At 66.2% G+C, this 23,328-nt stretch carries 24 protein-coding genes and 1 pseudogene; 16 read left to right on the top strand and 9 right to left on the bottom strand.

All coding sequences use genetic code 11. From position 1 onward, the window contains the following. From ARTSIC4J27_RS01690 to ARTSIC4J27_RS01680, 3 genes are all read left to right on the top strand, one after another. On the top strand, positions 1–468 hold a 468-nt coding region (locus ARTSIC4J27_RS01690), incomplete at its 5' end, for a lyase family protein (protein ID WP_268794368.1). Positions 469–760: 292 nt separating this feature from the next. Further along, complete coding sequence (locus ARTSIC4J27_RS01685; RefSeq protein ID WP_050053484.1) at positions 761–1,021, top strand: winged helix-turn-helix domain-containing protein; 261 nt, start codon at positions 761–763, stop codon at positions 1,019–1,021. Positions 1,022–1,181: 160 nt separating this feature from the next. After that, positions 1,182–1,655, top strand: coding sequence for a sensor histidine kinase (locus ARTSIC4J27_RS01680; RefSeq protein WP_050053483.1), 474 nt, complete (start codon positions 1,182–1,184; stop codon positions 1,653–1,655). A 58-nt stretch (positions 1,656–1,713) separates the two neighbouring features. Here the strand turns inward: ARTSIC4J27_RS01680 and ARTSIC4J27_RS01675 are convergent, their stop codons facing one another. Next, positions 1,714–2,325 (bottom strand): NADPH-dependent FMN reductase, encoded by a 612-nt coding sequence (locus ARTSIC4J27_RS01675; RefSeq protein ID WP_050053488.1) that lies wholly within the window; start codon positions 2,323–2,325, stop codon positions 1,714–1,716. A 212-nt stretch (positions 2,326–2,537) separates the two neighbouring features. Between ARTSIC4J27_RS01675 and ARTSIC4J27_RS22875 the strand changes: the two genes are divergently transcribed. From ARTSIC4J27_RS22875 to ARTSIC4J27_RS01660, 4 genes are all read left to right on the top strand, one after another. Then, entirely contained in the window at positions 2,538–2,678 is a 141-nt protein-coding gene (locus ARTSIC4J27_RS22875; RefSeq protein WP_167344653.1) for a hypothetical protein, read from the top strand. A 229-nt stretch (positions 2,679–2,907) separates the two neighbouring features. Continuing rightward, a complete protein-coding gene (locus tag ARTSIC4J27_RS01670) occupies positions 2,908–5,565 on the top strand; it encodes an exo-rhamnogalacturonan lyase family protein (protein WP_050053482.1) in 2,658 nt (885 codons plus the stop codon). A gap of 110 nt (positions 5,566–5,675) precedes the next feature. Then, positions 5,676–6,317, top strand: a complete 642-nt coding sequence (locus ARTSIC4J27_RS01665; RefSeq protein WP_050053481.1) for an SRPBCC family protein — start codon at positions 5,676–5,678, stop codon at positions 6,315–6,317. 126 nt (positions 6,318–6,443) lie between these two features. Continuing rightward, positions 6,444–7,400: an SRPBCC family protein gene (locus ARTSIC4J27_RS01660; protein ID WP_050053480.1), complete on the top strand. Its 957-nt coding sequence runs from the start codon at positions 6,444–6,446 to the stop codon at positions 7,398–7,400. Between the two features lie 128 nt (positions 7,401–7,528). Here ARTSIC4J27_RS01660 and ARTSIC4J27_RS01655 read toward each other — a convergent pair whose 3' ends face one another. Then, positions 7,529–9,517 carry a rhamnogalacturonan lyase gene (locus ARTSIC4J27_RS01655; RefSeq protein WP_050053479.1) on the bottom strand — a complete coding sequence of 663 codons (1,989 nt, stop codon included), beginning with the start codon at positions 9,515–9,517 and terminating at the stop codon, positions 7,529–7,531. A 368-nt stretch (positions 9,518–9,885) separates the two neighbouring features. Here ARTSIC4J27_RS01655 and ARTSIC4J27_RS01645 point away from each other — a divergent pair, with 368 nt between their 5' ends. Further along, on the top strand, positions 9,886–10,527 hold the full coding sequence (locus tag ARTSIC4J27_RS01645; protein ID WP_050053477.1) for an NADPH-dependent F420 reductase: 642 nt from the start codon (positions 9,886–9,888) through the stop codon (positions 10,525–10,527). Positions 10,528–10,615: 88 nt separating this feature from the next. Here ARTSIC4J27_RS01645 and ARTSIC4J27_RS01640 read toward each other — a convergent pair whose 3' ends face one another. After that, positions 10,616–11,554, bottom strand: a complete 939-nt coding sequence (locus ARTSIC4J27_RS01640; protein ID WP_050053476.1) for a YncE family protein — start codon at positions 11,552–11,554, stop codon at positions 10,616–10,618. 199 nt (positions 11,555–11,753) lie between these two features. Here ARTSIC4J27_RS01640 and ARTSIC4J27_RS01635 point away from each other — a divergent pair, with 199 nt between their 5' ends. Continuing rightward, entirely contained in the window at positions 11,754–12,092 is a 339-nt protein-coding gene (locus ARTSIC4J27_RS01635) for a hypothetical protein (RefSeq protein ID WP_050053475.1), read from the top strand. A 40-nt stretch (positions 12,093–12,132) separates the two neighbouring features. Here the strand turns inward: ARTSIC4J27_RS01635 and ARTSIC4J27_RS01630 are convergent, their stop codons facing one another. The 4 genes from ARTSIC4J27_RS01630 to ARTSIC4J27_RS01615 form a co-directional block, all read right to left on the bottom strand. Further along, complete coding sequence (locus tag ARTSIC4J27_RS01630; protein WP_050053474.1) at positions 12,133–13,065, bottom strand: threonine/serine dehydratase; 933 nt, start codon at positions 13,063–13,065, stop codon at positions 12,133–12,135. A 1-nt stretch (position 13,066) separates the two neighbouring features. After that, entirely contained in the window at positions 13,067–13,327 is a 261-nt protein-coding gene (locus tag ARTSIC4J27_RS01625; protein WP_050053473.1) for a hypothetical protein, read from the bottom strand. A 211-nt stretch (positions 13,328–13,538) separates the two neighbouring features. Further along, positions 13,539–14,396 carry a hypothetical protein gene (locus ARTSIC4J27_RS01620; protein WP_235436479.1) on the bottom strand — a complete coding sequence of 286 codons (858 nt, stop codon included), beginning with the start codon at positions 14,394–14,396 and terminating at the stop codon, positions 13,539–13,541. A gap of 149 nt (positions 14,397–14,545) precedes the next feature. Then, a complete protein-coding gene (locus ARTSIC4J27_RS01615; RefSeq protein WP_083435255.1) occupies positions 14,546–15,379 on the bottom strand; it encodes an IclR family transcriptional regulator in 834 nt (277 codons plus the stop codon). 175 nt (positions 15,380–15,554) lie between these two features. Between ARTSIC4J27_RS01615 and ARTSIC4J27_RS01610 the strand changes: the two genes are divergently transcribed. Continuing rightward, positions 15,555–16,850, top strand: a complete 1,296-nt coding sequence (locus ARTSIC4J27_RS01610; protein ID WP_050053471.1) for an MFS transporter — start codon at positions 15,555–15,557, stop codon at positions 16,848–16,850. 87 nt (positions 16,851–16,937) lie between these two features. Then, the gene (locus tag ARTSIC4J27_RS01605; RefSeq protein ID WP_050053486.1) at positions 16,938–17,696 is read left to right on the top strand and encodes a GntR family transcriptional regulator; all 759 of its coding nucleotides are present in this window, start codon (positions 16,938–16,940) and stop codon (positions 17,694–17,696) included. Positions 17,697–17,706: 10 nt separating this feature from the next. Here the strand turns inward: ARTSIC4J27_RS01605 and ARTSIC4J27_RS01600 are convergent, their stop codons facing one another. Together ARTSIC4J27_RS01600 and ARTSIC4J27_RS01595 are read right to left on the bottom strand one after the other, a co-directional pair. Beyond that, positions 17,707–18,165, bottom strand: coding sequence for a PTS sugar transporter subunit IIA (locus ARTSIC4J27_RS01600; protein ID WP_050053470.1), 459 nt, complete (start codon positions 18,163–18,165; stop codon positions 17,707–17,709). Then, on the bottom strand, positions 18,165–18,395 hold the full coding sequence (locus ARTSIC4J27_RS01595; protein ID WP_050053469.1) for a glucose PTS transporter subunit EIIB: 231 nt from the start codon (positions 18,393–18,395) through the stop codon (positions 18,165–18,167). Before ARTSIC4J27_RS01595 ends, ARTSIC4J27_RS01600 begins: the two co-directional genes overlap by 1 nt. Positions 18,396–18,625: 230 nt before the next feature. Here ARTSIC4J27_RS01595 and ARTSIC4J27_RS01590 point away from each other — a divergent pair, with 230 nt between their 5' ends. From ARTSIC4J27_RS01590 to ARTSIC4J27_RS01565, 5 genes and pseudogenes are all read left to right on the top strand, one after another. Further along, positions 18,626–19,876, top strand: coding sequence for a PTS transporter subunit EIIC (locus ARTSIC4J27_RS01590; protein ID WP_050053468.1), 1,251 nt, complete (start codon positions 18,626–18,628; stop codon positions 19,874–19,876). A gap of 39 nt (positions 19,877–19,915) precedes the next feature. After that, positions 19,916–20,695 carry a glucosamine-6-phosphate deaminase gene (gene nagB / locus ARTSIC4J27_RS01585; protein ID WP_050053467.1) on the top strand — a complete coding sequence of 260 codons (780 nt, stop codon included), beginning with the start codon at positions 19,916–19,918 and terminating at the stop codon, positions 20,693–20,695. Between the two features lies 1 nt (position 20,696). Next, positions 20,697–21,440, top strand: coding sequence for a copper homeostasis protein CutC (locus ARTSIC4J27_RS01580; protein ID WP_235436478.1), 744 nt, complete (start codon positions 20,697–20,699; stop codon positions 21,438–21,440). Then, positions 21,440–22,648, top strand: a complete 1,209-nt coding sequence (locus tag ARTSIC4J27_RS01575; RefSeq protein WP_050053466.1) for an N-acetylglucosamine-6-phosphate deacetylase — start codon at positions 21,440–21,442, stop codon at positions 22,646–22,648. The genes ARTSIC4J27_RS01580 and ARTSIC4J27_RS01575 overlap by 1 nt, the downstream gene beginning before the upstream one ends. A 422-nt stretch (positions 22,649–23,070) precedes the next feature. Then, positions 23,071–23,328: pseudogene (locus ARTSIC4J27_RS01565) on the top strand (hypothetical protein); the annotation flags it as partial.

Here is a 23,328-nt window from a genome sequence, read left to right as displayed (position 1 = left end):
AACCTCCCCGCCGTCCAATCCGGCTCCTCCATCATGCCCGGCAAGATCAACCCCGTCATCCCGGAAGTCGTCTCCCAGGTCGCCTACGAAGTGATCGGCAACGACGTCACCATCACCATGGCCGCCGAAGCCGGCCAACTCCAACTCAACGCCTTCGAACCCATCATCGTCCACAGCCTCCACAAGAGCATCTCCCACCTCGAAACCGCGTGCCGCACCCTCACGGCCCGCTGCATCCGAGGCATCACCGCCAACACCGAACACCTCCGCCGCACCGTGGAACAATCCATCGGCCTGGTCACCGCCCTGAACCCCCACCTGGGCTACGCCACCGCCACCGCCATCGCCCAGGAAGCACTCGCCACCGGCAAAGGCGTCGCCGAACTCGTCCTCGAACACGGACTCCTCACCCACACCCAACTCCAGGAACTCCTCAGCCCCGAACGCCTCGCCAACCTCAGCAAATAATCCCCACCCGCCCCCTCGCCTCGCAAGCCCGGCCAGGGAACCCGGCGGGCGTAGGCCCACCCACGCTGGCCCGATCCCGGGAACCGGGGCACATTGACGTGCCCGCATTTCCTGCCGGACCACACCAACCAACAACGGCACTCGATGACGAGGACCGTTCCGCCGCCGGGCCACCGCCCGGCTAACCAAAGGATTGCGCATGAAGAACACATCAACCAAGTGGATACTGGCGGCCGAAGTGCAGGACGGCAGCCGGACGCCCGCCCCCGCTTCGGTCCGCTGAGGGAGCAGCATGTCATCTGAACTTCGCACCCGGACAACCCTTCACAACCTAGCCGGGCGGAGCCCCGTCAGGCGCCTGATCATCGATTACCTTGCAAGCAACGGTGCCAGCAAGGTGGCAGAAATCAGCAGTGGAATCTACGCCTCGCGGGACTCAGTCCGGTACCACCTGGCGGCGCTGGAGCGGGCAGCCATCGTCCGGTCCGATATCTCCCCCGGCACCAGGGAGGGCTGCACGCCCTTCTACGCACTCGCTCCGGAAGCACACTGACCGCGACTCCGGCACCCCCGGAACCCCATGCCAAGCCCCCTTGCCAGAATTGATGCGATCTTGCGGGAAACCTTGCTGGCAGTTGAAGTTGCAGGTCCAGTCTGGAGGCATCGAACCAACAGAGGCATCACAGCAACCAGCTTGTGGGGAGCAGGAAGTCATGGGAAACGAAGTAGCTTTTGATGAAGTCACCACCGTAGGAGGCGTACTTACGGATCAGCATCCGCTCGACTTCTACACTTTGGGGCTCGCCGGCTGCATCGACCGGCTCACTGTGCCCCTCCGCCACCGTGGGACCGCGGTCCGCTGGGATACTCCGCACTGGGGCATCGAGATCCCGGCGGGCTGCGCGTCCCTGCTGTACCAGTCGGCACGGGAAGCACTCAGCAATGCGTTCAAGTACTCTGACGCGTCGCAGCTCAATCTCCAGCTCGCCGCGGTGGACCACGGGATCCGCCTGGTGGTGTCCGACGACGGCACGGGCTTTGACAGTAAACTCGCCACGTGCGGGCGCCACCACGGCTACGGGCTCCGGCTGATGTCCGTGGCCGTCCACGAGGCCGGCGGAACCGTGGACATCTGCTCCGCCCCCGGCCAGGGCACCAGCGTGACGGTCACCCTGCCGCTGGACTAAGGACCCCGGAAGCCCGCCGTCGCTGGGACGGCGGGCTTCCGTGCGCCCGGGCCGCCTGTTATCGCGTCAGCTTCGCACTGTCGTGCTCAAGGTCGCCGATGTGGCCGGGTGCGTTCGCAGCCAGGACGCGGGCAACGAAGGCGCCATACTCCTCCATGTAGTGGCTCAGGAACTTGGCCGTCCCCTCGTCCTTGACCTCACCGCCCTCACCAAACACGTCCGCGTTGTAGTGGATGTAGGCTTCCGGGGCGTTCAACTGCGGGGCATCCAGGAAGCTGAGGACGCTGCGGAACGAGGACTGCATTACTGCCGTACCGATACTTCCCACCGAAGCGCCAATGATGCCGGTGGGCTTGCGGGCGAACGAGTTGCTTCCCCACGGCCGGGAGCCCCAGTCGATGGCGTTCTTGAGGGCACCGGGAATCGAACGGTTGTACTCCGGGGACACGAACAGGATTCCGTCCGAAGCTTCGATGGCTTCCTTGAGGGCGCGGCCCTCCGGCGGAAAATTGGCGTCGTAGTCGTAGCTGTACAGCGGTAGGTCCTTGATGGGAATCTCTGTGAACTCCAGGTCCTCGGGAGCCAGTTTGATCAATGCCTGGGAGAGAACCCGGTTGATGGAGCCGGTAGCGAGGCTCCCCACGAAGTATCCGATCTTGAACGGTGCCATGAGTGTTCCTTCCAGTGGCCGGTCACGCCGGCCGTCCATGTCCTGTTGGGAAAAGGTGCCGCCCTCGGCCGGACGGCGGTTGGTGCCACTGCACCCCCAGTCCAGCACAGAAGGCCAAGCACAGCCAGAGGGGGCTGCGGGTCCTTGACAGGCTGCGCCGGGGAGCGCTGAATGATCTGTAGCGAAAGTCCCCGGTGCTGTCAGGAGCAGGCATGAGCGAAAATCCACTGCAGGATGAGCGGATCCACACGGAGGCACCGGCCGAGGGCGACCCCGACGCGGATGCCACAGAAATCCGCGTCCACACGCAGGATCCGGCCGAGGGGCCGGACACAGACGAAGCCGCCAAGTAGCAGCGTCAGCTCATAGGCCGGGCGCCTCACCGCGCATCGGCCTACTCGTTTAACTGCCGTTCCCTTTAACTCTCTCCGAATAGTGGCTGGCCCTTGCGGTGTCCAACTTTCCGGATTATTTTGAAACGAATCAGAAAACGCTTTCCGGTGCAATTGAAGTAGGTGCGGAAGCGTCGCTGGCTCGTGCAGCTGTACTGGCGCAGCGCATCAAAACGACGAATTGGATCACATGACGGACAAGACCCTCATCAGGTGGATCGACGGCGAGGCGCCTGCAGAGATCAGCGGCGGAACCACGTGGGGCATGCCTTTCGCCCGCGGAACGGTGCCGGCTTCAGACGGTATTTCGGTCCGGGACGCGGACGGCACTGCTGTGGCAAGCCAGGCCTGGCCCCTTGCCACCTGGCCCGACGGCTCCCTCAAGTGGGCGGGAATCGCCCTTCCCGCCACGGACTCACCCTCCCGGGCTTACGAGGTGACGGCCGACGGCGGCACACCGCCTCGTGAAGGCAACCTCCCGCCGTCGGACGTCACCGCGGTCACTGTCAGCGAGACGGCCGAGGCGCTGACGGTGGACACCGGGACGCTGCAGATGATGATCAGCCGCAGCGGCCCGCACCTCTTCAGCAGCCTTACCCGCGGCGGCGCCGAGGTGGCGCGGAACGCCCGGCTGGTCAGCCTCCTGCAGGACAGCATCGCCGAGGAGCCGGGCAGCGCCGGCACGTTCAGCCGCGAAGCCTTCACGGGCGAGGTCACCGCCGTCGTGCTTGAACAGGACGGTCCGGTGCGCGCCGTGGTCCGGCTGGAGGGACACCACCGGCCGGACGCGGGGGGCAGCGGCAAGCGCACCTGGCTCCCGTTTGTGGTGCGGTTCTATTTCTACGCCAACGCCCGCAGCGTGCGGATGGTGCACTCGTTCATCTGGGACGGCTACGCCGAGCAGGACTTCCTGGCCGGGCTGGGCGTCCGCTTCACCGTGCCGCTGGCATCCGATCTGCATGACCGGCACGTCCGCATCGCCGGGGCCCATGGAGGTTTCCTCCTCGAAGGCGTGCGCGGACTGACCGGACTGCGCCGGGATCCCGGTGAAGAGATCCGCCGCGCGCAGGTGGACGGCCGTGCCACCCCGCCGCTCTCCGAATGGAACCCCGAGGTGTCCGAGCGGCTGCACCTGGTCCCGGCCTGGAACGACTACACGCTGACCCAGCTCAGTGCCGACGGCTTCGAGCTGCGCAAACGCACTGCTCCGGACCACGCCTGGGTAGGCATCTCCGGCGGAACCCGGTCGGCCGGATTCTGCTCCCTGACGGACACCCGCGGCGGTTTCGGCGTGGGCGTCAAAGACTTCTGGCAGTCGCACCCCGGCCAACTGGATATCCGGAATGCCGCAACCGGCGAAGCATCCCTGACCGCGTGGCTGTACTCCCCCGAGGCGCAGCCCATGGATCTTCGCTTTTACCATGACGGCCTGGGCCAGGACACCTTCGAGGAACAGCTCGAGGGGCTGGAAATCACGTATGAGGACTACGAGCCCGGCTTCGGAAATGCCAGCGGAATTGCCCGCACACATGAGTTAACTCTGTTCGCCTACGAGGGCACCCCCGCCACGGAGAGCCTGGCCGCGGACGCCGCTGCCGCCTCCACTCCGGCCCTGCTCCAGGCCACCCCCGGGTACCTGCACTCCGCAGGCGTCTTCGGTGACTGGGACCCGGTGGACCGCAGCACTCCTGGCCGCGCAGAACTTGAAGACCACCTGGACTTCCTTTTCGACTTCTACGCCGGCCAGGTGGAGCAGCGGCGCTGGTACGGCTTCTGGAACTACGGCGACGTGATGCACACCTACGATCACGACCGGCACGTCTGGCGGTACGACGTGGGCGGCTACGCCTGGGACAACTCCGAGCTCTCCCCCGATCTCTGGCTCTGGTACTCCTACTTGCGCTCCGGCCGGGCGGACATCTTCCGCTTCGCCGAGGCCATGACCCGGCACACCGGCGAGGTGGACGTCTACCACCTGGGACCCTGGCGCGGGCTCGGGTCACGGCACAACGTCCAGCACTGGGGCTGCAGCGCCAAGCAGCTGCGCATCAGCACTCCCGCCTACCGCCGCTTCTACTACTACCTGACGGCGGACGAGCGCACCGGAGACCTGCTCACCGAACTCGTGGACAGTGACCAGAACTTCCTCGGCCTCGATCCGGTGCGCAAGGTCCGTCCGGACGCCGACACCTACCGGCCCAACCGGAACGCCCTGGGCGTGGGTCTCGGCACGGACTGGGGCTCGCTGGCCGCCACATGGCTGACGGACTGGGAACGCACTGGCAATCCGCGTTCCCGCGACCGGCTCCTGGGCACCATGGCGGACATCGGCACCCTGAAGTACGGCTTCCTCACCGGCGAGGCCCTGTACGACCTGGACAAGGGGCGGTTCGATACCGGCCGCGAACTGATCCAGGTGTCGCACCTGAGCGCCGTGTTCGGCCTGGTGGAAATCTGCAGCGAACTGGTGGACCTGGTCCAGGACCCGGACTTCGAACGGGCGTGGCTGCAGTACTGCCGGCTCTTCCTGGCCACCAAGGAGGAACAGGTGGAAGCCGTGGGCCAGCCGCTGGCGGGCATCTACCTCATCCAGGCGCACAGCCGGCTGACGGCGTACGCGGCGGCCCGCCTGGATGACCCGGATCTTGCTGCCCGGGCCTGGACGAGCTTCGCCGAGGGCGGGGAGCACCTGAACCACGAATCGGCCTTCACGCTTCGGACCATCCAGCCGCCGCACGTACTGCTGCCCGTGGACGAGGCGCCCACCGTTTCCACGAACGACGCATCCCAGTTCGGCCTCACGGTGATCCAGAACCTGGCGCTGATCGGAAAGCACCTCCCCTCCTGATCCGCCCTCTTCAAACACATGAAAGGGCTGGTGACGTGCGCGCAGCCGGAGCAGACTTGAATTGCTGATGACCTCAGTTGCTTCAATTCGGTTCGGTCGAAGGAGACGTGATGAGCACGAAGGTGGAGAAACGGATTGTGGTCGATGTACCGGTGGGCACCGCCTACAACCAGTGGACTCAGTTCGAGGAGTTCCCACACTTCATGAGCGGCGTGGAGAGCGTGACCCGGGTGGGCGGTGACCGCCTCAAGTGGGTGGCGCATATCGCCGGGGTACGCCGTGAGTGGGAGGCCAAGATCCTCGAGCAGATCCCCGGCAGGAGGGTGGCCTGGGCCGCCATTGAAGGCGTCACCAACTCCGGCGCCGTTGACTTCAAGGACGCCGGCGGAAACAGGACGGAGCTGGCCCTAACCCTTGAATACCGGCCCGCCGGGGTGGTGGAAAGAGTGGGCAACCTGCTCCACGTCGTGGGCCGCCAGGCGGAGCACGATTTGAAGGATTTCAAGGAATTCATTGAGCGCCGTGACCGCTCCGGTGGAGGGTCCGCCGCCGCCGGCAGTCAGCCGGATTCCTCGAGCGGGCCGGGCCGGGACTACAGGTTTGAGCACCCGTTTGACCAGACCAATGGCCTGGTGGACCTTGAGGGCGAGTCCGGCGGAACGGCCGACGGCGAGAACTACAGCGCCGCCGAACGCCGGCAAAGGGAGGAGCACAGCAGGGGCCTTCCCCCGAACCCCGGCAGCTCTGCCTAGAACGCCTCCTGAAGGTCGCCTGCCAGAACGGCTCTGGAAACCGGACCGCCCAAAAGGTATGTTGGTAAGCATGCTGATGATTTTTTCGGAATCATCGGTTTCCGGTTACACAGCGAAGGAGACGTTATGAGCACGAAGGTGGAAAAACGCATTCTGGTGAACGTACCGGTGAGCACCGCTTACAACCAGTGGACCCAGTTCGAGGAATTCCCGCACTTTATGGGCGGCGTCAAGAGCGTGACCCAGCTCAGTGACGACCGGCTGGAGTGGGTGGCCGAGATCGGCGGCATCCGCAGGCAGTGGGAAGCCAGGATCCTGGAGCAGATCCCGGACCGCAAAGTCGCCTGGGCAGCCACCGAAGGCGCCACCAACGCCGGCGCCGTGGACTTCGAGGACGTGGGCGGCGGCCAGACCTCCATCCGGCTGACGCTCGAATACGAGCCCGAGGGAATTATCGAGAAGGTGGGCGACAAGCTCAACGTGGTGGACCGCCAGGCCGAGGCAGACCTGCAGCGGTTCAAGGAATTCATCGAGGACGAGGGCTACGCCAGCGGCGCATGGCGCGGCAGGGTCAGCTCCGGCGCCCCTGTTGGCACGCCGGGAGTCGAGGATGCTGCAGGATCGCGCGGTGACTCGGGCAAGGCCGGCGTATCCGGCAAGGTGGCTGCAGGTGTGGGCCTGGCCGCGGCAGCAGGCGCAGCAGCTGCCATGGCTGCCGGCACCAACAAGGGCACCACGGAAGCAGCCGACGAAACGGTAACCCCCGTGAATCCCGCGGAGCCGGTCACCGTCACGCCGCTGACCACCGACACCACCACCACGGATGCAACCACCGGCACCACCACAACCGGTACCACCACAACAGGCACGACGGCGGCAGCCGGCTCCACGGGTTCGGTCGCCGACCTGGGTGACGACAGGATCGGGCACGCCTTCGACCAGACCAACGGCCTGGTGGACACCACCGGCGAGTCGGACGAGACCCTTGAGGGTGAGAACCTCAGTGCCGGCGAACGCCGTGAAAACGAGCGCCGGCCCGACGGCGGCCTGCCGCCAGTCGGCGGCAACCTCGGCCAGCACTGACGGCACCCTGACCGCCTAAGGGACGTCCCGGCGTCGGAAGTTCCCCGGCAACCGGACGTCCCCGCAAAAGCAAAGTGCCGCCCGCCTCTCCCCCGAGGCGGGCGGCACTTTGCCGTTGGTGCTTTCTACTACTGCTGACCGGCGTAGAAGACGGCCGGCGCTGCCGGGGTCTCCATACCCTCGCCGATGAAGAAGCTCGGGTGCGGCGGCTGGTTGTAGGCGACGGCCTCGCGGGCAACACCCGTCCGGTACATGGGATCGTGCATCAGGGTGCGGAGCCGGACCTCGGTGGGCGAGGTGCTGGTGTAGATCCGCAGTTCCGTGCTGTCCGACGACGGGAAGGCCAGTTCCTCGCGCCAGTCACCCAGGAGGTCTGCCTGCAGCGACGGGTTGCCCTTGGTGTGGTTGTTGGTCCTGGCGCCCGTGGCGGTCAGGAGCCGGTCGCTGGTTTCGGTTTCCCAGTTCCACTTCGAGATGGTGGGGACGCCGACACCTGCTACGGCGTCAAAGTCGTGGTCCACGATCTCGCGGAGCAGGTCGCCGTCCCACCAGGCCAGGAAGTTGGCGGCCGGGATCTTCCCGGCGATCCGCTCCCCCTTCGCGGACATCAGGTAGCCCACCGGGGAGTTCCACGCAGCGTCGCCGCCAACAGCCCAGCCCTCGGCACCGGCATAGCGCGGGTCGATGTCCCCGGCGGCGCCGCGGCCGGTATCCCGGGTGGCGGGAATGCTCCAGAGGACTTCACCGGTGGCAGCGTCGCGGAAGGTGGCGCCGCGGTTGCCGCTCTGGCTCATGCTCTCGTGCACCGCGAAGGTTTCCAGGCCCGGCCGGGACGGATCCCAATCGCTGGTGTGGATGGCGTCGCCATGGCCCAGCTTGGTGTTGTACAGCGGCTTGCCGTCGTCGTCGATGGTCATGGAGCCGAAGACGAACTCGTCCTTGCCGTCCTGGTCCACGTCCGCGACGGAGAGGTTGTGGTTGCCCTGGCCCTTGTACTCCGCCCCGGAAACGTCAGAGTCGAAGGTCCAGCGCTTCACCAGCTTGCCGTCCACCAGGTCATAGGTGACCAGGACGGTGCGGGTGTAGTAGCCGCGGCTGAACATCATGGAGGGGTGCTCGCCGTCCAGGTAGGCCACGCCGGCCAGGAAGCGGTCCACGCGGTTGCCGTAGCCGTCGCCCCATGCCGAGACGTTGCCGCGGGGCGGATCGTAGGGAACGGTGTCCATGACGGTTCCGGTGGCGCCGTTGAACACGGTGAGGAATTCGGGTCCGGACAGGACGTAGCCGCCGCTGTTCCGGTAGTCCGCTGCCGGGTCGCCGATCACGGTTCCGGCACCGTCCGTGGTGCCGTCCGCCGTCTTCATGGATACTTCGGCCTTGCCGTCACCGTCGAAGTCGTAGGCAAGGATCTGGGTGTAGTGGGCGCCGGCGCGGATGTTGCGGCCCAGGTCGATGCGCCACAGCTTGGTGCCGTCCATCTTGTAGGCGTCCACGTACACGTTGCCGGTGTAGCCGGACTTTGAGTTGTCCTGCGCGTTGGTGGGGTTCCAGAGCTGGATGATCTCGTAAGTGCCGTCGCCGTCCAGGTCCGCCACGCTTGAGTCGTTGGCCGTGTAGCTGTAGGCCTGCCCGGTGGGGGTGACGCCGTCGGCCGGCTTGTCCAGCTTGATGGCCAGGTAGTTCTGGGCCAGCGGGGTGAACCCGGCACTGAGCTTGTCCTGCCCGTTGCCGTTGCCCACCGTCTTGATGACGTACTTCGACGCCGCCGTACCCGCCGGGTCAACGAAGGTGGTGGTATCGCGGATGGGCTCGTCGGTGAGCTGGACGCCGTCGCGGATCACATGGAAGCCCACGCTGTCCTTGTCCAGGCCCAGCATGCGCCAGCCCAGGGTTACGCCCTGGTCCGTGAGGACTGCCACCGGCGCACGGTCCAGGTTCTCCACCTGGCGCTTGAGCTCCGCGGCCTGCGCGGGGGCGGTGCCGGGGTTTGCCTGCGCCAGGGGAACGCCGGTGAAGGCGAGTGCGGCGGCCGTCAGCGAAGCTGCCGCGGCAAGGGGCGCCGCTTTCCAGGCACGGCCGGCCCGGGATGAGGGGGAACATTTGAAGGGGTAAACCAAAAGAACATCTCCTTTGATGCGTCGGCAGCTGAGTCTGCCGCACGACAGTTGGAACGTTTCACTCCTCCCCGCCAGCGAACCTTTCTGGGTGGTCGGGGCGGGATAAAGCAGGAGGGAAAGCGCTTTCTGCCCTTTAGGTTTATCAGCGGGCGGCAAGAGGGGTCAAGGCTTTTTCGTTACTTTATGGGCGAATTTGTTCCATTGCTATTCGTGATGGGTCCGCCAGCGCGCCGGCTCCGAGGCGAGCACGACGGCGTCCTGCCGTCGCGCGCAAAGGGCGGCAAGGACGCCGTCGTGCGCTTCTTCACCGCCATTTATTCCCCGACGTCCCCTGAAATATCTGCGGAGGAGGTGCGGTTGGGGCCCATATGACAACAATCGGAATCATCGGTGCAGGACACATTGGAAGCGCAGTTGCCAGGAAGGCGGTGGAGCTGGGGTATGAGGTGGTGATCAGCAACTCCCGCGGACCGGAGACCTTGGCGGACCTCGTGGCTGAGCTTGGCCCGGGGGCGCGGGCGGCCACGGCTGCGGAAGCGGCAGCGGCAGGAGATTTCGCCGTGGTCACCGTACCGCTCAAGAACTACAAGGACGTCCCGGTGGAGCCGCTGGCCGGCAAGATCGTCATCGACACCAACAACTACTACTGGGAGCGGGACGGCCGCATCCCGGAGTTGGACAAGGGCGAGGCCACCACCTCGGGGCTGCTCCAGGAGCACCTGCCGGAATCCAAGGTGGCCAAGGGCTTCAACCACATCATGGCGAGCGAAATCACCACTGACGGAACACCGACCGGCACGGAGAACCGCCGTGCACTGGCAACGGCGAGCGACTACCCGGAAGCCGCCGAACTGGTCACGCGCCTGTACGACGAATTCGGCTTTGACACCGTGAACATCGGGCTGCTGGAGGACAGCTGGCGAGTGGAGCGCGACCGGCCCGCCTACGTGGTGCGGCAGAACGCCCAGGAGCTGAAGGACAACCTGGCCAAGGCCACCAGGACCGTTTAGCAGCGGACCGTTCAGCCACGGTCTCCGCACATAAAACTGGCTGGCAGCGGACGTCGCGGTGTCCGCTGCCAGCCACTTTTGGTGTCAGCTAGTCACGCGCAGGAACCAGCACCACCTCGTACTGGGTTGCCTTCTTGCCGAACTTCGCATTGACCGCGGCGAGGGTGTCCTCAAACTTTGCCACCGTCGTCGGGATGTCAAAGGCTTCGCTCTTGATCACGTCCTCAACCCGGAATGAGGACAGGCCATAGGAAAGCTCCAGGCGGCTGATCTGGTTGGACATGTTCTGGACTGCCCACAGGGTGCGGCCCTTGACCAGGATGCCGTCAATGAACTCCAGGTCCGGGCCCTTGATCCTGGCACTCTTTCCCGTCCACTTGTCAACGGTGTAGAGCGCCTTGTCCTTGGTGTGGGCAACAATCAGGACGTCCCCATCCCTGGCTGCGGCGATGCCGTTCATTCCGAAGTCATCAGGCCCCAAGGCAGCTCCCGCCCCGCCCTTGACGGTCAGCGTCCTGGCATCTTTGCGCACCTCACCCCAGCGGTTGACCTTCACCTGGTACAGCTCGCCGTGCTTGGAGTTAGTGAACCAGGCGCCGTCGTCGGTGAGGGTCACGTCATTGATAAACGAACCAGCCTTCATGGTCAGCGTAACCTCGGCCACCGTCTTGCGGGTGTGCGTGCTGTAGACGTACGCCTTGCCGGTGCTTCCGCCCGCCACGAAGAGCAGGTCCCTGTCGTCATCCGCCTTCATCCCCACGGCCATCCGGCCGTCCGGTACGTCGATAAAGCGCTTGGCCTTTCCGTCACGGATATCACCCCGGAAGATGTCGCCGGTCATGAGTTCCCCGGCATAGAAAGTGCTCCCCTCCCCGGCCGCGATGCCCTCGGCGGAGGTGGCGCCGTCGAGCACTATGACATCGTCCCGTCCGGGCGGTGACGCTGCTGCCGGCAGGGCCGAGGGTAAGAACAGGGCCAGAAGAGCGATGAATCCGACGGCGGTACGGCGTTGCACTGTTCGGCGCATGATGCTTCCTCGATGTGGATTGATGCGCGGGGCCAATCTGCGGCAGCTCCGCACGATGGTGCTGCCAGTTTAAGCACCTGCAGGAGGCCCCGCCAGAGCCCGGTGCCCCCTTCATAGAGGAGGGGGCAAAGCGCCCGGACCGGCATTCATCTCCGGGTTCTGCTTACAATCGAAACCTCAATCAACTACTGAGGGACCCATGAAGAAACTCGCCACAGCCTTGATCGCCGCCGGACTCGTTGTCTCCGCCACGGCCTGCACCGCCTCGAACCAGCTCACCACCGCGGAAACCTGCGAGCGGATCCAGAGCGTGGTCTCCAATCCGGCCAACAACGCAGGCAAGACGGGCATGAACCGCCTCGCCAACCAGATCCGCCCCATCCACGAGGTTGCGTCCGACGACCTCAAGCCCGCCCTCGAGTCCATCATCGAATACACGGACGAGCAGGCCAAGGAAACCCCGGACGAAGCCAAGATTGCAGAGCTGCAGGCCGGCTACGAGGAAGCCGGAACCGCCTACCAGAAGTTCTGCAGCTAGCCTTTAGCCGCTGATGCGCTGCTGACCGGACCCGGCCGCCCTACAAGGTGGCCGGGTCCGTGTTCGCTCCGCACAAAATGACCGCCACCCGCTCGCCCGGTTGCGGCACTAACGCGCCGGAGGTGAGCGCCGCGTAGGCCGCGGCGGCGCCGTGTTCCACCACCAGCCGGTAGTCGTTCCAGAGGAGCGAGCGCGCTGCGGAGATCTGGTCATCTGACACCAGGACACTGACGACGCCGGTGCGGACCGCGACTGAGAAGCCGATGTCGCCAATGCGGCGGGCGCCCAGGGAGTCTGCGGCGATGCCCGATACCGGCACGTCGACGGGTTCCTTCGCGGCCAGGGCGGAGTGGAGCGTCGGGGCATTTTCCGGTTCCACGCCCACCACCCGGGCGCGGCCTTCCACGGCTGCCGCGATTCCGGCCATGAGTCCGCCACCGCCCACCGCCACCAGCACTGTGTCCACCCCGGCGATCTGCTCCAGCAGTTCAGCTCCCACGGTCCCGGCCCCTGCGGCGATTTCCGGCTGGTCATAGGCGTGGCAATAGACGGCACCGGAGCGTTGGGCATGGGCAACGGCGGCCTGGTACGCCTCGGCATATTCGGCGCCGCCCTGGATCACGGCGGCGCCTATTGCCTTGAGTTTCTGCACCTTCACGGAGGGAGCAGCGGCCGGCACGAATACAGTGGCCGGCACTCCGAGCTGGGCCGCCGCATAGGCGTTGGCCAGCCCGGCGTTGCCGCCCGAGGCCACCACCACACCCACGGCCGGATCCAGCTCGCCGCGCTCCTTGGCGGCAAGGATGCGGTTCAGTGCGCCGCGGGCCTTGAAGGTGCCGGTGTGCTGCATAAATTCGCACTTGAACCAGACTTCCCCCGGGAACGCCCCTGCATCGGCCTGCAGTACTGGCGTTAACCGGGTGAGGCCGGCCGTCCGCCGGGCCGCTTCATCAACATCGGCGCGGGTGATCATCTCAGACGTCGTCGTCCCAGGTCCCGGGCTCGCCCAGGGCTTCCTCGGGTTTGTGCTCCTGCGGCGGTTCTCCCCTTCCGGAGTAGGACGCCGGCACGGTTCCGGCCGCATGGGCCTGCTGCTCCTCGCGGATGTTGCTGGCTCCGGGAAGCTCGGGGTGCTGTCCGCTCTGCGGCGCCTGTGCCGGCTGCTTTGCTTCTTCGGGGTCGCCCGGGCCGCGAAGATCGGCGGTGTTCCGGGGCTCTTCATCGGACGTGGTCATGGGTCCTGCCTTTCACCTGTTTACCGGCTGCTTTCCATCCCGGACATCCTGCCCGGGCCAGGACTCCAGCCTACGGTCCCGGCAGTCACAAACGGTTAAAGCAATACAGAGCGCGCCAAGGCCGGCATCACCCCCGTGGAATAACCGCACGCACAACAGAAAGGCGGGCAGGAGCATCAGGTCCTGCCCGCCTTTGCTGCAGCCAAAGGAGCTAGCGCGAAGCGGTGGGCGATGCCGTCCCGCTGTCCTCAGTCTCGGATGCCATTGAGGTGGCGGTAGGTGACGCCGACCGGCTGGGTGAGGTCGTGCTCGTGGAATCGGAAGTGCTGGTGGACGTGGGGCTGGAAGTCCCACTGCCGCCGTCGGCCTTCTCCAGCACGTCATTGATCAGGTCTTCGAGCTCCTTCTGGTCCGGATCACCCAGGTTGGCGCCGCTCTTGGTGGCCACCACCAGCAGCCGGCCTTCCGCCGCGGAGACCTGCATCAGCTTCTGCTGGTTCTCGCCGCTGCGGGTGCTGAGGGTGGCGAAGGTCTTCTCAGCATCCGTGTCTGCCTGGAGCTCCTCGCTGTTGACCTCATAAGTCTGGCCCAGCGCGGTCACGGAGAACGTGGCGCATTGGCTCATCTTGCCGCTGATCCCGTCCAGGACCTCGACGGCGTCAGGCCCCTCGCTGCCCGACTGGGCGGACAGGGTGCGCGGCTGGTCGCCCTCGGAAAGTGCAACGGCCACCTCGCCGCTTTCAACCTTGTCCAGGAGCCCCGCGGTAGCAATGTCCTTGCAGTCCGAAGGGTCCACGGTTGCCGTGCTCAGCAGCAGGTTGGCGATATTGCTGCCCTGGTCCACTTGCTCCTTGGAGTAGAGCTTCAGCTCGTTGCCGTCCCCGTCCTTCATGCCGGAGATCAGTTCACGGAGCTCATCCTCGGTATAGACCTTGGCTTCGGCCGTCGCGCTGGGCGAGGCACTGGTGGGACTGGCCGAAGGGCTTGCCGCACCCCCGCCGCCGCCCGTGCAGCCCGCAAGAGCAATCATTGCCGCCGCCATCACTCCAAGCGCAGGAACTTTTCGCATCAGGTTCAACCCCTTTGAAAATAGAAAGCATGCTTAGTGTTTCCACTTTAAGGGAAAGGGCGGGGCTTGGGAAATAACTAAGCCTGACTTTTTATTTTGCAGCGGTGGAAAGCGCCTGTTACCCCGGGTCGCTGTCCTCCGGTTCGCTGTTATGCCGGGCGGGCTCCCGGCTCCCGGGCTGGATGCCGCCACGCCCCGCTCGCCGTCGCTTGGTGGCCCAGGCTCCGGGAGATGGCGCGGGCCGCGGCCCGCACCAGGGGAACCAGCTCATGGGCAGGCGTTGCCGCGTCCGGCACCACGATGGACAGGGCGGCAAGCACCTCGCCGTCGGCCGCGTAGATGGGCGCGGCAACCGAAACGGTGCGGGAGGGGTGTGTCCTGCGGACCACGGCGGCACCGGACTGCTTAACGCCGGCCAGCACAGCCCGCAGGTCATCGGCAGGCAGCTCCCGGGACCCCGGTTCGGCGCCGGCGGTCCGCGCCAGCAGTTCCTCCAGGACATCGGGAGCGGAGTAGGCCAGCAGGACCTGCCCCACGGCGGTGGTCCTGAGAGGCATCCGGCCTCCCACCCGGTAGGCCACTTCGGTGGCATTCCGTGACGAGAGCCGGTCAATAAGGACCGCGTCACTTCCGTCCCGGACAGATAGCAACACGTGGTGGCGCGTCACCTCATACAGGTCTTCAAGGTAGGGAAGCGCTATTTGCCGGACACCGTGGCCCCGCGGCGAAAGTGAGGCGATTTCCCACAAGCGCACCCCCACCACGTACCGGCCGTCCTCCAGCCGTTCCAACGCACCCCATTCAGTCAGGTGCCTCACCAGCCGCAGTGCGGTGGCGGGGGCGAGGCCCGCGGACCTGGCCAATTCGGACAAACCCAGCGCCCGGCGTCGTTCGGTGAACTGCTCCAGCAGGCTCAACGCCCGCACCACCACGGGCTGGCCCGGGCCTCCCTGGAGCCCCCTTGCCCCGCCTGCTCCCGCCACGATTCCTCCAGAACTTGCCTTGATGTCCTTCAAGCCTGCGCGGTGTGGCCCGTGCCACAAAGTGCATTTTCACTCAGTGAAAAGTACAGTCACCGGAGCAGGGTCAGGGAGCCAAGCTGGTGGACGTCCGCCGGCGACTTTGGCTGCCGTCCCCCTGACCCGATTGGAATCAACGATGAACTCCAATGCCCCTCGAAAATCCCTTGCCGGAATTTTTGTGCTGTGCTGGCTTGGCCTGCTCGCCGACGGTTACGACCTCTACGTTTACGGCGCCACCCTGCCCGGCCTGATCGGCCAGCCGCCCTTCAACGTCACACCCGCGGGCGCCGGAGCCGTGGGCTCCCTGGCGCTGGTGGGAATGCTGCTCGGCTCACTGATTGTGGGCACGTTGACTGACCGGCTTGGCCGCCGCCGGATCTTCGTCAGCGCCCTGGCCCTGTTTTCGCTGGCTATGCTGGCCTGCGCGGTGGCCCCGACGTGGGAGTTGTTTGCAGTGTTCCGCTTTATCGCCTGCTTCGGCGTGGGAGGCCTGCTTCCGACGGCGGTGGCCCTCACCAATGAGTTCGCCCCGCCTGGCAGGAAGTCGCTGGTCCTGGGGGCAGTGCTGACCGGCCCCGCAACGGGCACGGTAGTTGCTTCGTTGACTTCGCTGGCCCTGTTGGAATCGAGCGGTTTCCGGCCCGTCTATGCCATCGGGGCAGGCGGCCTCTTGCTGGTGCCGTTCGCCTGGTTCCTGATGCCGGAGTCGCCGTCGTTCCTGCGGACCCAGCTCCGCAATGCCGAAGCGGACCGCATTGAAGCCGCCTACGGACTCCCGAAGACAGCAGAAGCGCCCGCCTCCGCCGTCCGCGTTTCGCCCACCCGGGCCCTGTTCGCCAACGGCACCGGCCGGACCACCGTACTGCTCTGGGCCATCACCGTGCTGAGCCTGCTGACCATCTTCGGCGTCAGCACCTGGCTCCCCCAGATCATGCGCACGGCCGGGTTCGGCGTCGGCTCCTCCGTATCGTTCCTGCTGGCCTACTCGGTGGGCGCCGTGGTGGGCACCGTCCTGGCGTCGGTTGCCAGCCAAAAGTTCGGACCGCGGCCCCTGGTGATTGTTGGCTTCATCAGCGCCGCGGCCGCCCTGCTGCTGATGTCCGCCAATCCGCCGGCCGCGCTGATGACGGTGCTCGCCGCCGTCGCCGGATTCGGCGGCCTGGGCACGCAGAACATGATCAACGACTACATCGCCCAGTTCTACCCGGCGGCCACCCGCGCCACTGGCCTGGGATGGGCGCTGGCAGTGGGACGCATCGGAGCGATTGCCGGCCCCACCTACGGTGCCCTGCTGGTCAGCTTCGGCGGCGGCGTTCCGGTGGCTGCCATGGCATTCGCGGCGCCGGCCCTGGTGGGCGCCATCCTGATGCTTGCCCTGCGGAGCCGGGCAGCCAAGCCGTCCGTACCCCAGGAAGCGGAACTGGTGGCCTGACCACCCCCTTCACCCGGAGGTCCCGTGTGGAATAATCCGAAGGAGTGGTCCTCACCGGACCGCTCCACGGATTTCGAAGGGGCCAACGTGCCAGCCACAGCACCATCAAGGAGCAGCGCTCCGGCGGCGAGCGCGACCATAAACAACACCCAGGTCCCCAAGCATGAGCAGCTGCGCCTGATCATCCTCAAGCTGGCCAAGGAGGAGTTGGAGCCGGGCGCCCGCCTTCCCAGCGAGCGCACCCTGATGGACTCCTACGGGGTCAGCCGCATCACCGTGCGTGCCGCCATCGGCCGGCTGGTCAACGAAGGGCACCTGGTGCGGGTTCCGGCCAAGGGCACATTTGTGGCGGACTCCCCCGTGCAGTCCACCCTGCACCTCGCCTCCTTCACCCAGGAGATGGAGGCCATGGGGCACGTCCCCAGCACGGTGGTGCTGGTGGCGGAAGCCGCCCCGGCCCCGGACGATACAGCCGAGGCACTCAGCCTGGCCCCGGGCGCGGAGGCCTTCCACCTCAAGCGCCTCCGACTGGCGGACGGCCGCCCGGTCAGTGTTGACGATGCCTGGTACAACCCCCAGCACGCCCCGGGACTGCTGGATATCGACCTGACGGGGTCCGTTTACAAGGCCCTCGCCGCGCAGTTCGGGCACCAGATCGACCGGGCCCGGCAGAGCGTCAAGTCCGAGGGCGCCCCGGCAGACGTCGGGGCGCTCCTCGGCACCGGGACAGGAGCGCCGGTCCTGGCGTTCGACCGCGTTTCCTATTCCGGCCACCTCGCCATTGAACATTCACGTTCCTGGTACCGCTCGGACCGTTACTCCCTGAACATGGAAGTCCGGCTTTAGGGACCTGGTCCTAGTCCAGCGAGAACAATTCCTCGCCCGCGGCCACACTGCCGGCCGCAACCAGGGTTGCCGTGTCCGGCTTGGTATCGAGTACGACGACGGGACTCACCATCGAGTATCCGGCTGCGAGGGCGGCGGCGGGATCCACGCGCATCACGGAGGCACCGGCTTCGACGGTGTCGCCTTGCGCAATGAGCAGCTTGAAGCCTTCCCCCTTGAGCTTGACCGTGTCGATGCCCACGTGTGTGAGGACGCCGCGCCCGGACGACTCCACCACCACAAAGGCGTGCGGCAGGAGCTTGACCACCTTTCCCGCAACGGGAGACACGACGTCGAACATCTCCCCTCCCGGCGGTTCGACGGCGGCGCCCGAACCCACCATCTGGCCGGCGAACACGGGGTCCGGGACCTCCGCAAGGGGAACCACGGTGCCGGCGATGGGCGCGAGGACCACCAGGGACTGCGCCACTAGAGCAGGTCCTCGATGTCTTCGGCCAGGGTGTCGGCCTCGGGGCCAACGATCACCTGGACGGCCGTGCCGGAGGCCAGCACGCCGTGCGCTCCGGCGGCTTTCAGGGAGGCCTCATTCACGAGGGAACCGTCTTTGACCTCGGTGCGAAGCCGGGTGATGCAGGCTTCAATCTCCACGATGTTGCCGGCTCCGCCCAGGCCTTCAATGATCTTTTCTGCTTTGGACATGGCTGCCCTTTCTGACGGTGCCCGCTCGCAGGCACTGCTTCCTCACCGGGGCCGGCGGCCCAAGTGCGACCAATTATGGCTTTCGCTGCCGGCCATTTGAATAGTCCGGCAGGTTCCGAACTGCCTTGACAGGCACTCGTGGGATGGATCACACTGAACTGGTCATAACCAGACAGTACCGGCTGACCCCCTCCTTTACAAGCCCCACCCGAACCCGCAGAGGTGCAATCATGTCAACATCCGAGACCGCCGCCTTGGCTCCAGAGAAGAAGCCAAACAAGGCGTTTGCCACCCTGCAGCGCCTGGGCCGCACCCTCATGCTGCCCATCGCTGTTCTTCCCGCTGCAGGCATCCTTCTGCGCATCGGCCAGGCCGATTTGCTCGGCGCCATCCCCGGCTTCGAAGGCGGTGCCGCCGTCATCTCCGCGGCGGGCAATGCCGTCTTCACCTGGCTGCCGCTCATTTTCGCCGTGGGCATTGCCATCGGCTGGGCCAAGAAGGCCGACGGGTCAACCGCACTGGCCGCCGTGGTGGGCTACATGGTGATCGACGGCGTCTTCAAGGCCATGTCCCCGCTGGTCCTGGCCGGACAGGTCGACCCGGCCGGCAAGCCCGCGATGATCAACTACGGCGTCCTCGCCGGCATTGTGGTGGGCCTGCTCTCCGCATCGCTGTGGCAGCGGTTCTACCGCACCAAACTGCCGGACTTCCTTGGATTCTTCAGTGGCCGCCGGCTGGTGCCCATCCTGACGTCCGTCTCCAGCCTGGTGGCCGGCGTCCTCCTTGCCCTGGCCTATCCGCTCTTCAACGCAGGACTTTCCGCCGTGGGCCAGGCCGTAGCCAGCAACGCGGTTGTCGGCGGCGGCATCTACGGCTTCGCCAACCGCATGCTGATTCCCGCCGGACTGCACCACATCCTGAACTCCGGCGTCTGGTTCCTCATCGGCGACTACACGGACGCCTCGGGCCAGCTGGTCCGCGGTGACCTGAACCGCTTCTTCGCCGGCGACCCCTCCGCGGGTATCTTCATGACCGGCTTCTTCCCCATCATGATGTTCGGCCTCCCGGCGGCGGCACTTGCCATCTGGCGCCACGCCAAGCCCTCGCAGAAGAAGATCGTGGGCGGCATCATGCTCTCCACCGCACTGACCGCCTTCTTCACCGGCATCACCGAACCGCTCGAGTACGCCTTTATGTTCGTGGCCTTCCCGCTCTACATCGTCCACGCCGCGCTGACCGGAACGTCGATGGCCCTGGTCAACGCGCTGGATATCCATCACGGGTTCACGTTCTCCGCGGGCCTGATCGACTTCGTCCTCAACTTCGGCAAGGCCCAGAATGCCTGGCTGCTGATCCCCATCGGCCTGGGCTACGCAGTGGTCTACTACTTCCTCTTCTCCATTGTGATCAAGCGCTGGAACCTTCGCACCCCCGGCCGCGAGGATGACGAGGTCACCGTGGAAACCGAAGCCGCGAAGTAACCACTGCCCCTTAGCGACCCGCAACCGAAAGCACCCCTTATGGAAATCGTCATTCTTCCCGCCCCTTCAGACGTGGCCCGCACGGCCGCGGACGCCATCGAGCAGCAGGTCCGCAGCGGCCCGTCGGTCCTTGGCCTGGCCACCGGTTCAACTCCCCTGGGCACCTACCAGGAACTGATCAGCCGGCACCGGAATGGCGGTTTGAGCTTCGCCAGCGCTCAGGCCTTCCTCCTCGATGAGTATGTGGGCCTGCCCAGCGCGCATCCGCAGTCCTACCACTCCGTGATCCGGGAAGAGTTCGTGGACAGCGTGGACTTCGCCGCGGGGGCAGTGCACGGACTGGACGGCGTGGCGAAGGACCTCGAAGCTGAGGTTGCCCGGTACGAGGCCGCCATTGCGGCTGCGGGCGGAGTGGCTATCCAGATCCTGGGAATCGGGACCGACGGCCACGTGGGCTTCAACGAGCCGATGTCCTCGTTGGCTTCCAGGACCAGGATCAAGACCCTGACCCAGCAGACCCGGCAGGACAACGCCCGCTTCTTCGCGGACCTGGCGGACGTTCCGGACCATGTCCTGACCCAGGGCCTGGGCACTATCCGGGAGGCACGGCACCTGCTGCTGCTGGCCATGGGTGAGGCCAAGGCGGAGGCGATCGCGGCGGCTGTTGAGGGTCCGGTTGCGTCCATTTGCCCCGCCTCGGCACTCCAGCTGCATCCGCACGTCACGGTCCTGGTGGACGAGGCTGCGGCGTCCAGGCTGGCGCACCGGGAGTACTACCAGGACACGTTCGGGCGGAAGCCTGCCTGGCAAGGACTCTAGGGTGGCGACGCTTATAGAGGCACCCCAGCTTGAACTGGCCGTGGAGAATGCCGACGGCGTCCGGCTGGCAGCGTCCGTGGGCGCCGCCCGGGTGGAACTCTGCGCCGCCCTCGCCGAAACGGACGGCATCACGCCGAGCATCGGCACGGTGGAGCAGGCGTGCCGGGTGGGCCTGCCGGTCCACGTCCTGGTCCGCCCGCGCCCCGGCAACTTCACCTATACACCTGTTGAGCTCGAGGTGCTGGAGCGCGACGTTGAAGCCGTCCTGGAGGCAGGTGCCGCAGGCGTTGTGGTGGGAATTTTGGCGGCCGACGGCGGACCAGACGTTCCGGCGCTTCAGCACCTTGCTGAGGCGGCCCGCCGTCGTCATCCCGCTGCGGAGGTGACGTTCCACCGCGCGTTCGACACCGCCCTCGCCTCGGGCGTGGACCCCGCCGATGCTTTGGCCAGGCTGGAGCGCGCGGGGGTTACCAGGGTGCTGACCAGCGGCGGGAGTCCTGACTGCACTGCCGGACTCCCGATGCTGGCGCGGCTGGTGGAGCTGGGACGGGACCACGCGCCGTCGGTACAAATCATGGCCGGCGGCGGGGTGCGCCTGGAGCTTATGCCTGCACTGATCCGGAGCGGCGTCCACGCCGTGCATACCTCAGCGCGGGGACTGGACCCTGCCACCGGGGCCAGGGCTGGTTCTGCTGATCCCTGGCTCGCTGCCGGCATGGCGGCGGCTCTTCGAAAGGCCGCATGATGGGCAAGGAATTGATGCTCCGGGGCCGCATTGTGTCCGGGAGCATGGACATTGAGGACGGACTTGTCGCGGTGGCGGACGGCCGGATTACGTATGCCGGGCCGGCGTCGGACTTTCCTGGCGACCTTAGCACTCCGGCGGTCCCGGGCCGCATCCTGCTGCCGGGGCTGGTGGACCTCCACACCCACGGCGCCCACGGCACGGATTTCGCCGAGGGCTCGGAGGAGGGCGCCCGGGCGGCTGCGCGCTACCTGCACAGCCGGGGCACCACCACGCTGCTGGCAAGCCTGGTCACCGGAGCGCCGGCGGACCTCGAGCGGAACCTCAAGGTGCTGCGGTCACTGTTTAACGAGGGACTGGTTGCCGGATCACACCTCGAAGGCCCCTTTCTTTCCGGCCATCAATGCGGCGCACACGACCCCGCGCTGCTGCTGGAACCGGACCTCGATCTTGTGGGCGAACTCTTCGAAGCCGCGGGACCGAGCTTGGCTTCCATGACCCTGGCGGCCGAACTGCCTGGTGCAACGGCGTTGGTGGACCTGCTCACGTCGCGAGGGGTCATTCCGTCTTTGGGGCACACCGCGGTGGACCATGCCGGCGCGGCTTTGTTCCTGGAGAGGGCGGGGGCCGGGCTTGGGTCAGACCCTTCCGGTGCTGGATCCGATTCCGTCCCGCGGCGGCCCACCGTCACCCACCTCTTCAACGCCATGCCCACGATGCACCATCGGGCCCCTGGGCCCGTCTCTGCCTGCCTCAGTGCGGCCCGCGCCGGGAACGTCGTGGTGGAACTGATTGCCGACGGTGTCCACCTGGCTCCGGAAACGGTCAGGACAGTCTTCGAACTTGTGGGCGCGGAGAACATCGCGCTGGTCACGGATTCGATGGCTGCGACAGGTTTGGCCGATGGCCAGTACCGGCTCGGCCCGCTGGCGGTCACGGTTGACGGAGGCGTGGCCCGGGTGGACAACACGGGTGCGATCGCCGGAGGGACGGCGACGTTACTGGAGGTTGTCCGGTCCGCTGTTGCTGCGGGGGTTACGGTGCAGGACGCCGTTAGGTCAGCTACTGCAGTCCCGGCGGCGGTCCTCGGGTTGTCCCGGCAGGCGGGCGACCTGCGCGCCGGGATGTTGGCGGATGTCCTGGTTGTTGATAGTGAACTGAACCTTGCTGGTGTGCTGCGCCGGGGCGAGTGGGTGACTTCGCCGTAGGCAAGTTGGCTAGCTTTTGCCGGCTTTTCCTTACCCTCACTTGCTGTCAGCGGCTCTTTGGATGATGTCTCTACGGGGTTCGGAGGCGGCGAGTTGGTAGGTGGGCTCTGCTGTTCCCTGCCTCGCCCGCTGCTCCGGATGCTCCTGTCGGCCCGCCAGCCGGATCCGGAGCTGGGCCCGCCGGGCGCACACCGGATCCAAGTCCGCCGTGCGCACCCGGAGCTGGGCCCGCCCAAATTGTCAGACCTCCATTAGATGATTCTTGTATGGAAAACGGCACGGGCACGGCAGCAGCGATGGACGGCATTCACGCCTCCACCGCCCGGCTCGATGCGCTGGCCGCTGCCTCGCCCGCTGCTCCTGTCCCCCCGCCAACCGCTGGCCCCGCCCAAATTGTCAGACCCCCATTAGATGATTCTTGTATGGGAAACGGAGCGGGCACGGCAGCAGCGATGGAGGGCATTCATGCCTCCGTTGCCCGGCTTGATGCACTGTTCCTCGAAGATGCCCGGCTGGAAACTGAGACCGGCGCCGCTGCCGATTCGGGTGCAGATGGTGTTGCTGGTGTTGCTGGTGGCGGCGCTGTTGTGGACGTGCTGCAGCGCCGGTACGAAATCCGCCTCGAGCGGTTGGCGGTAACGAAGCAGCTGGAAGCCCAGATCTCCGCCGTCAAAGCCCAG

The organism is Pseudarthrobacter siccitolerans (genome assembly GCF_001046895.1).
Taxonomy (GTDB): Bacteria; Actinomycetota; Actinomycetes; order Actinomycetales; family Micrococcaceae; genus Arthrobacter; species Arthrobacter siccitolerans.
The sequence above is the reverse complement of the archived record's forward strand: the minus strand, read 5'-3'. Positions and strand labels throughout refer to the sequence as shown.

Bases quoted from the DNA above. Each gene is read 5' to 3' on its own strand.
- ARTSIC4J27_RS01685 (WP_050053484.1), top strand. From the start codon at position 761: ATGTCATCTGAACTTCGCACCCGGACAACCCTTCACAACCTAGCCGGG.
- ARTSIC4J27_RS01680 (WP_050053483.1), top strand. From the start codon at position 1,182: ATGGGAAACGAAGTAGCTTTTGATGAAGTCACCACCGTAGGAGGCGTA.
- ARTSIC4J27_RS01675 (WP_050053488.1), bottom strand. From the start codon at position 2,325: ATGGCACCGTTCAAGATCGGATACTTCGTGGGGAGCCTCGCTACCGGC.
- ARTSIC4J27_RS22875 (WP_167344653.1), top strand. From the start codon at position 2,538: ATGAGCGAAAATCCACTGCAGGATGAGCGGATCCACACGGAGGCACCG.
- ARTSIC4J27_RS01670 (WP_050053482.1), top strand. From the start codon at position 2,908: ATGACGGACAAGACCCTCATCAGGTGGATCGACGGCGAGGCGCCTGCA.
- ARTSIC4J27_RS01665 (WP_050053481.1), top strand. From the start codon at position 5,676: ATGAGCACGAAGGTGGAGAAACGGATTGTGGTCGATGTACCGGTGGGC.
- ARTSIC4J27_RS01660 (WP_050053480.1), top strand. From the start codon at position 6,444: ATGAGCACGAAGGTGGAAAAACGCATTCTGGTGAACGTACCGGTGAGC.
- ARTSIC4J27_RS01645 (WP_050053477.1), top strand. From the start codon at position 9,886: ATGACAACAATCGGAATCATCGGTGCAGGACACATTGGAAGCGCAGTT.
- ARTSIC4J27_RS01640 (WP_050053476.1), bottom strand. From the start codon at position 11,554: ATGCGCCGAACAGTGCAACGCCGTACCGCCGTCGGATTCATCGCTCTT.
- ARTSIC4J27_RS01635 (WP_050053475.1), top strand. From the start codon at position 11,754: ATGAAGAAACTCGCCACAGCCTTGATCGCCGCCGGACTCGTTGTCTCC.
- ARTSIC4J27_RS01630 (WP_050053474.1), bottom strand. From the start codon at position 13,065: ATGATCACCCGCGCCGATGTTGATGAAGCGGCCCGGCGGACGGCCGGC.
- ARTSIC4J27_RS01625 (WP_050053473.1), bottom strand. From the start codon at position 13,327: ATGACCACGTCCGATGAAGAGCCCCGGAACACCGCCGATCTTCGCGGC.
- ARTSIC4J27_RS01620 (WP_235436479.1), bottom strand. From the start codon at position 14,396: ATGCGAAAAGTTCCTGCGCTTGGAGTGATGGCGGCGGCAATGATTGCT.
- ARTSIC4J27_RS01610 (WP_050053471.1), top strand. From the start codon at position 15,555: ATGAACTCCAATGCCCCTCGAAAATCCCTTGCCGGAATTTTTGTGCTG.
- ARTSIC4J27_RS01595 (WP_050053469.1), bottom strand. From the start codon at position 18,395: ATGTCCAAAGCAGAAAAGATCATTGAAGGCCTGGGCGGAGCCGGCAAC.
- ARTSIC4J27_RS01590 (WP_050053468.1), top strand. From the start codon at position 18,626: ATGTCAACATCCGAGACCGCCGCCTTGGCTCCAGAGAAGAAGCCAAAC.
- nagB (WP_050053467.1), top strand. From the start codon at position 19,916: ATGGAAATCGTCATTCTTCCCGCCCCTTCAGACGTGGCCCGCACGGCC.
- ARTSIC4J27_RS01575 (WP_050053466.1), top strand. From the start codon at position 21,440: ATGGGCAAGGAATTGATGCTCCGGGGCCGCATTGTGTCCGGGAGCATG.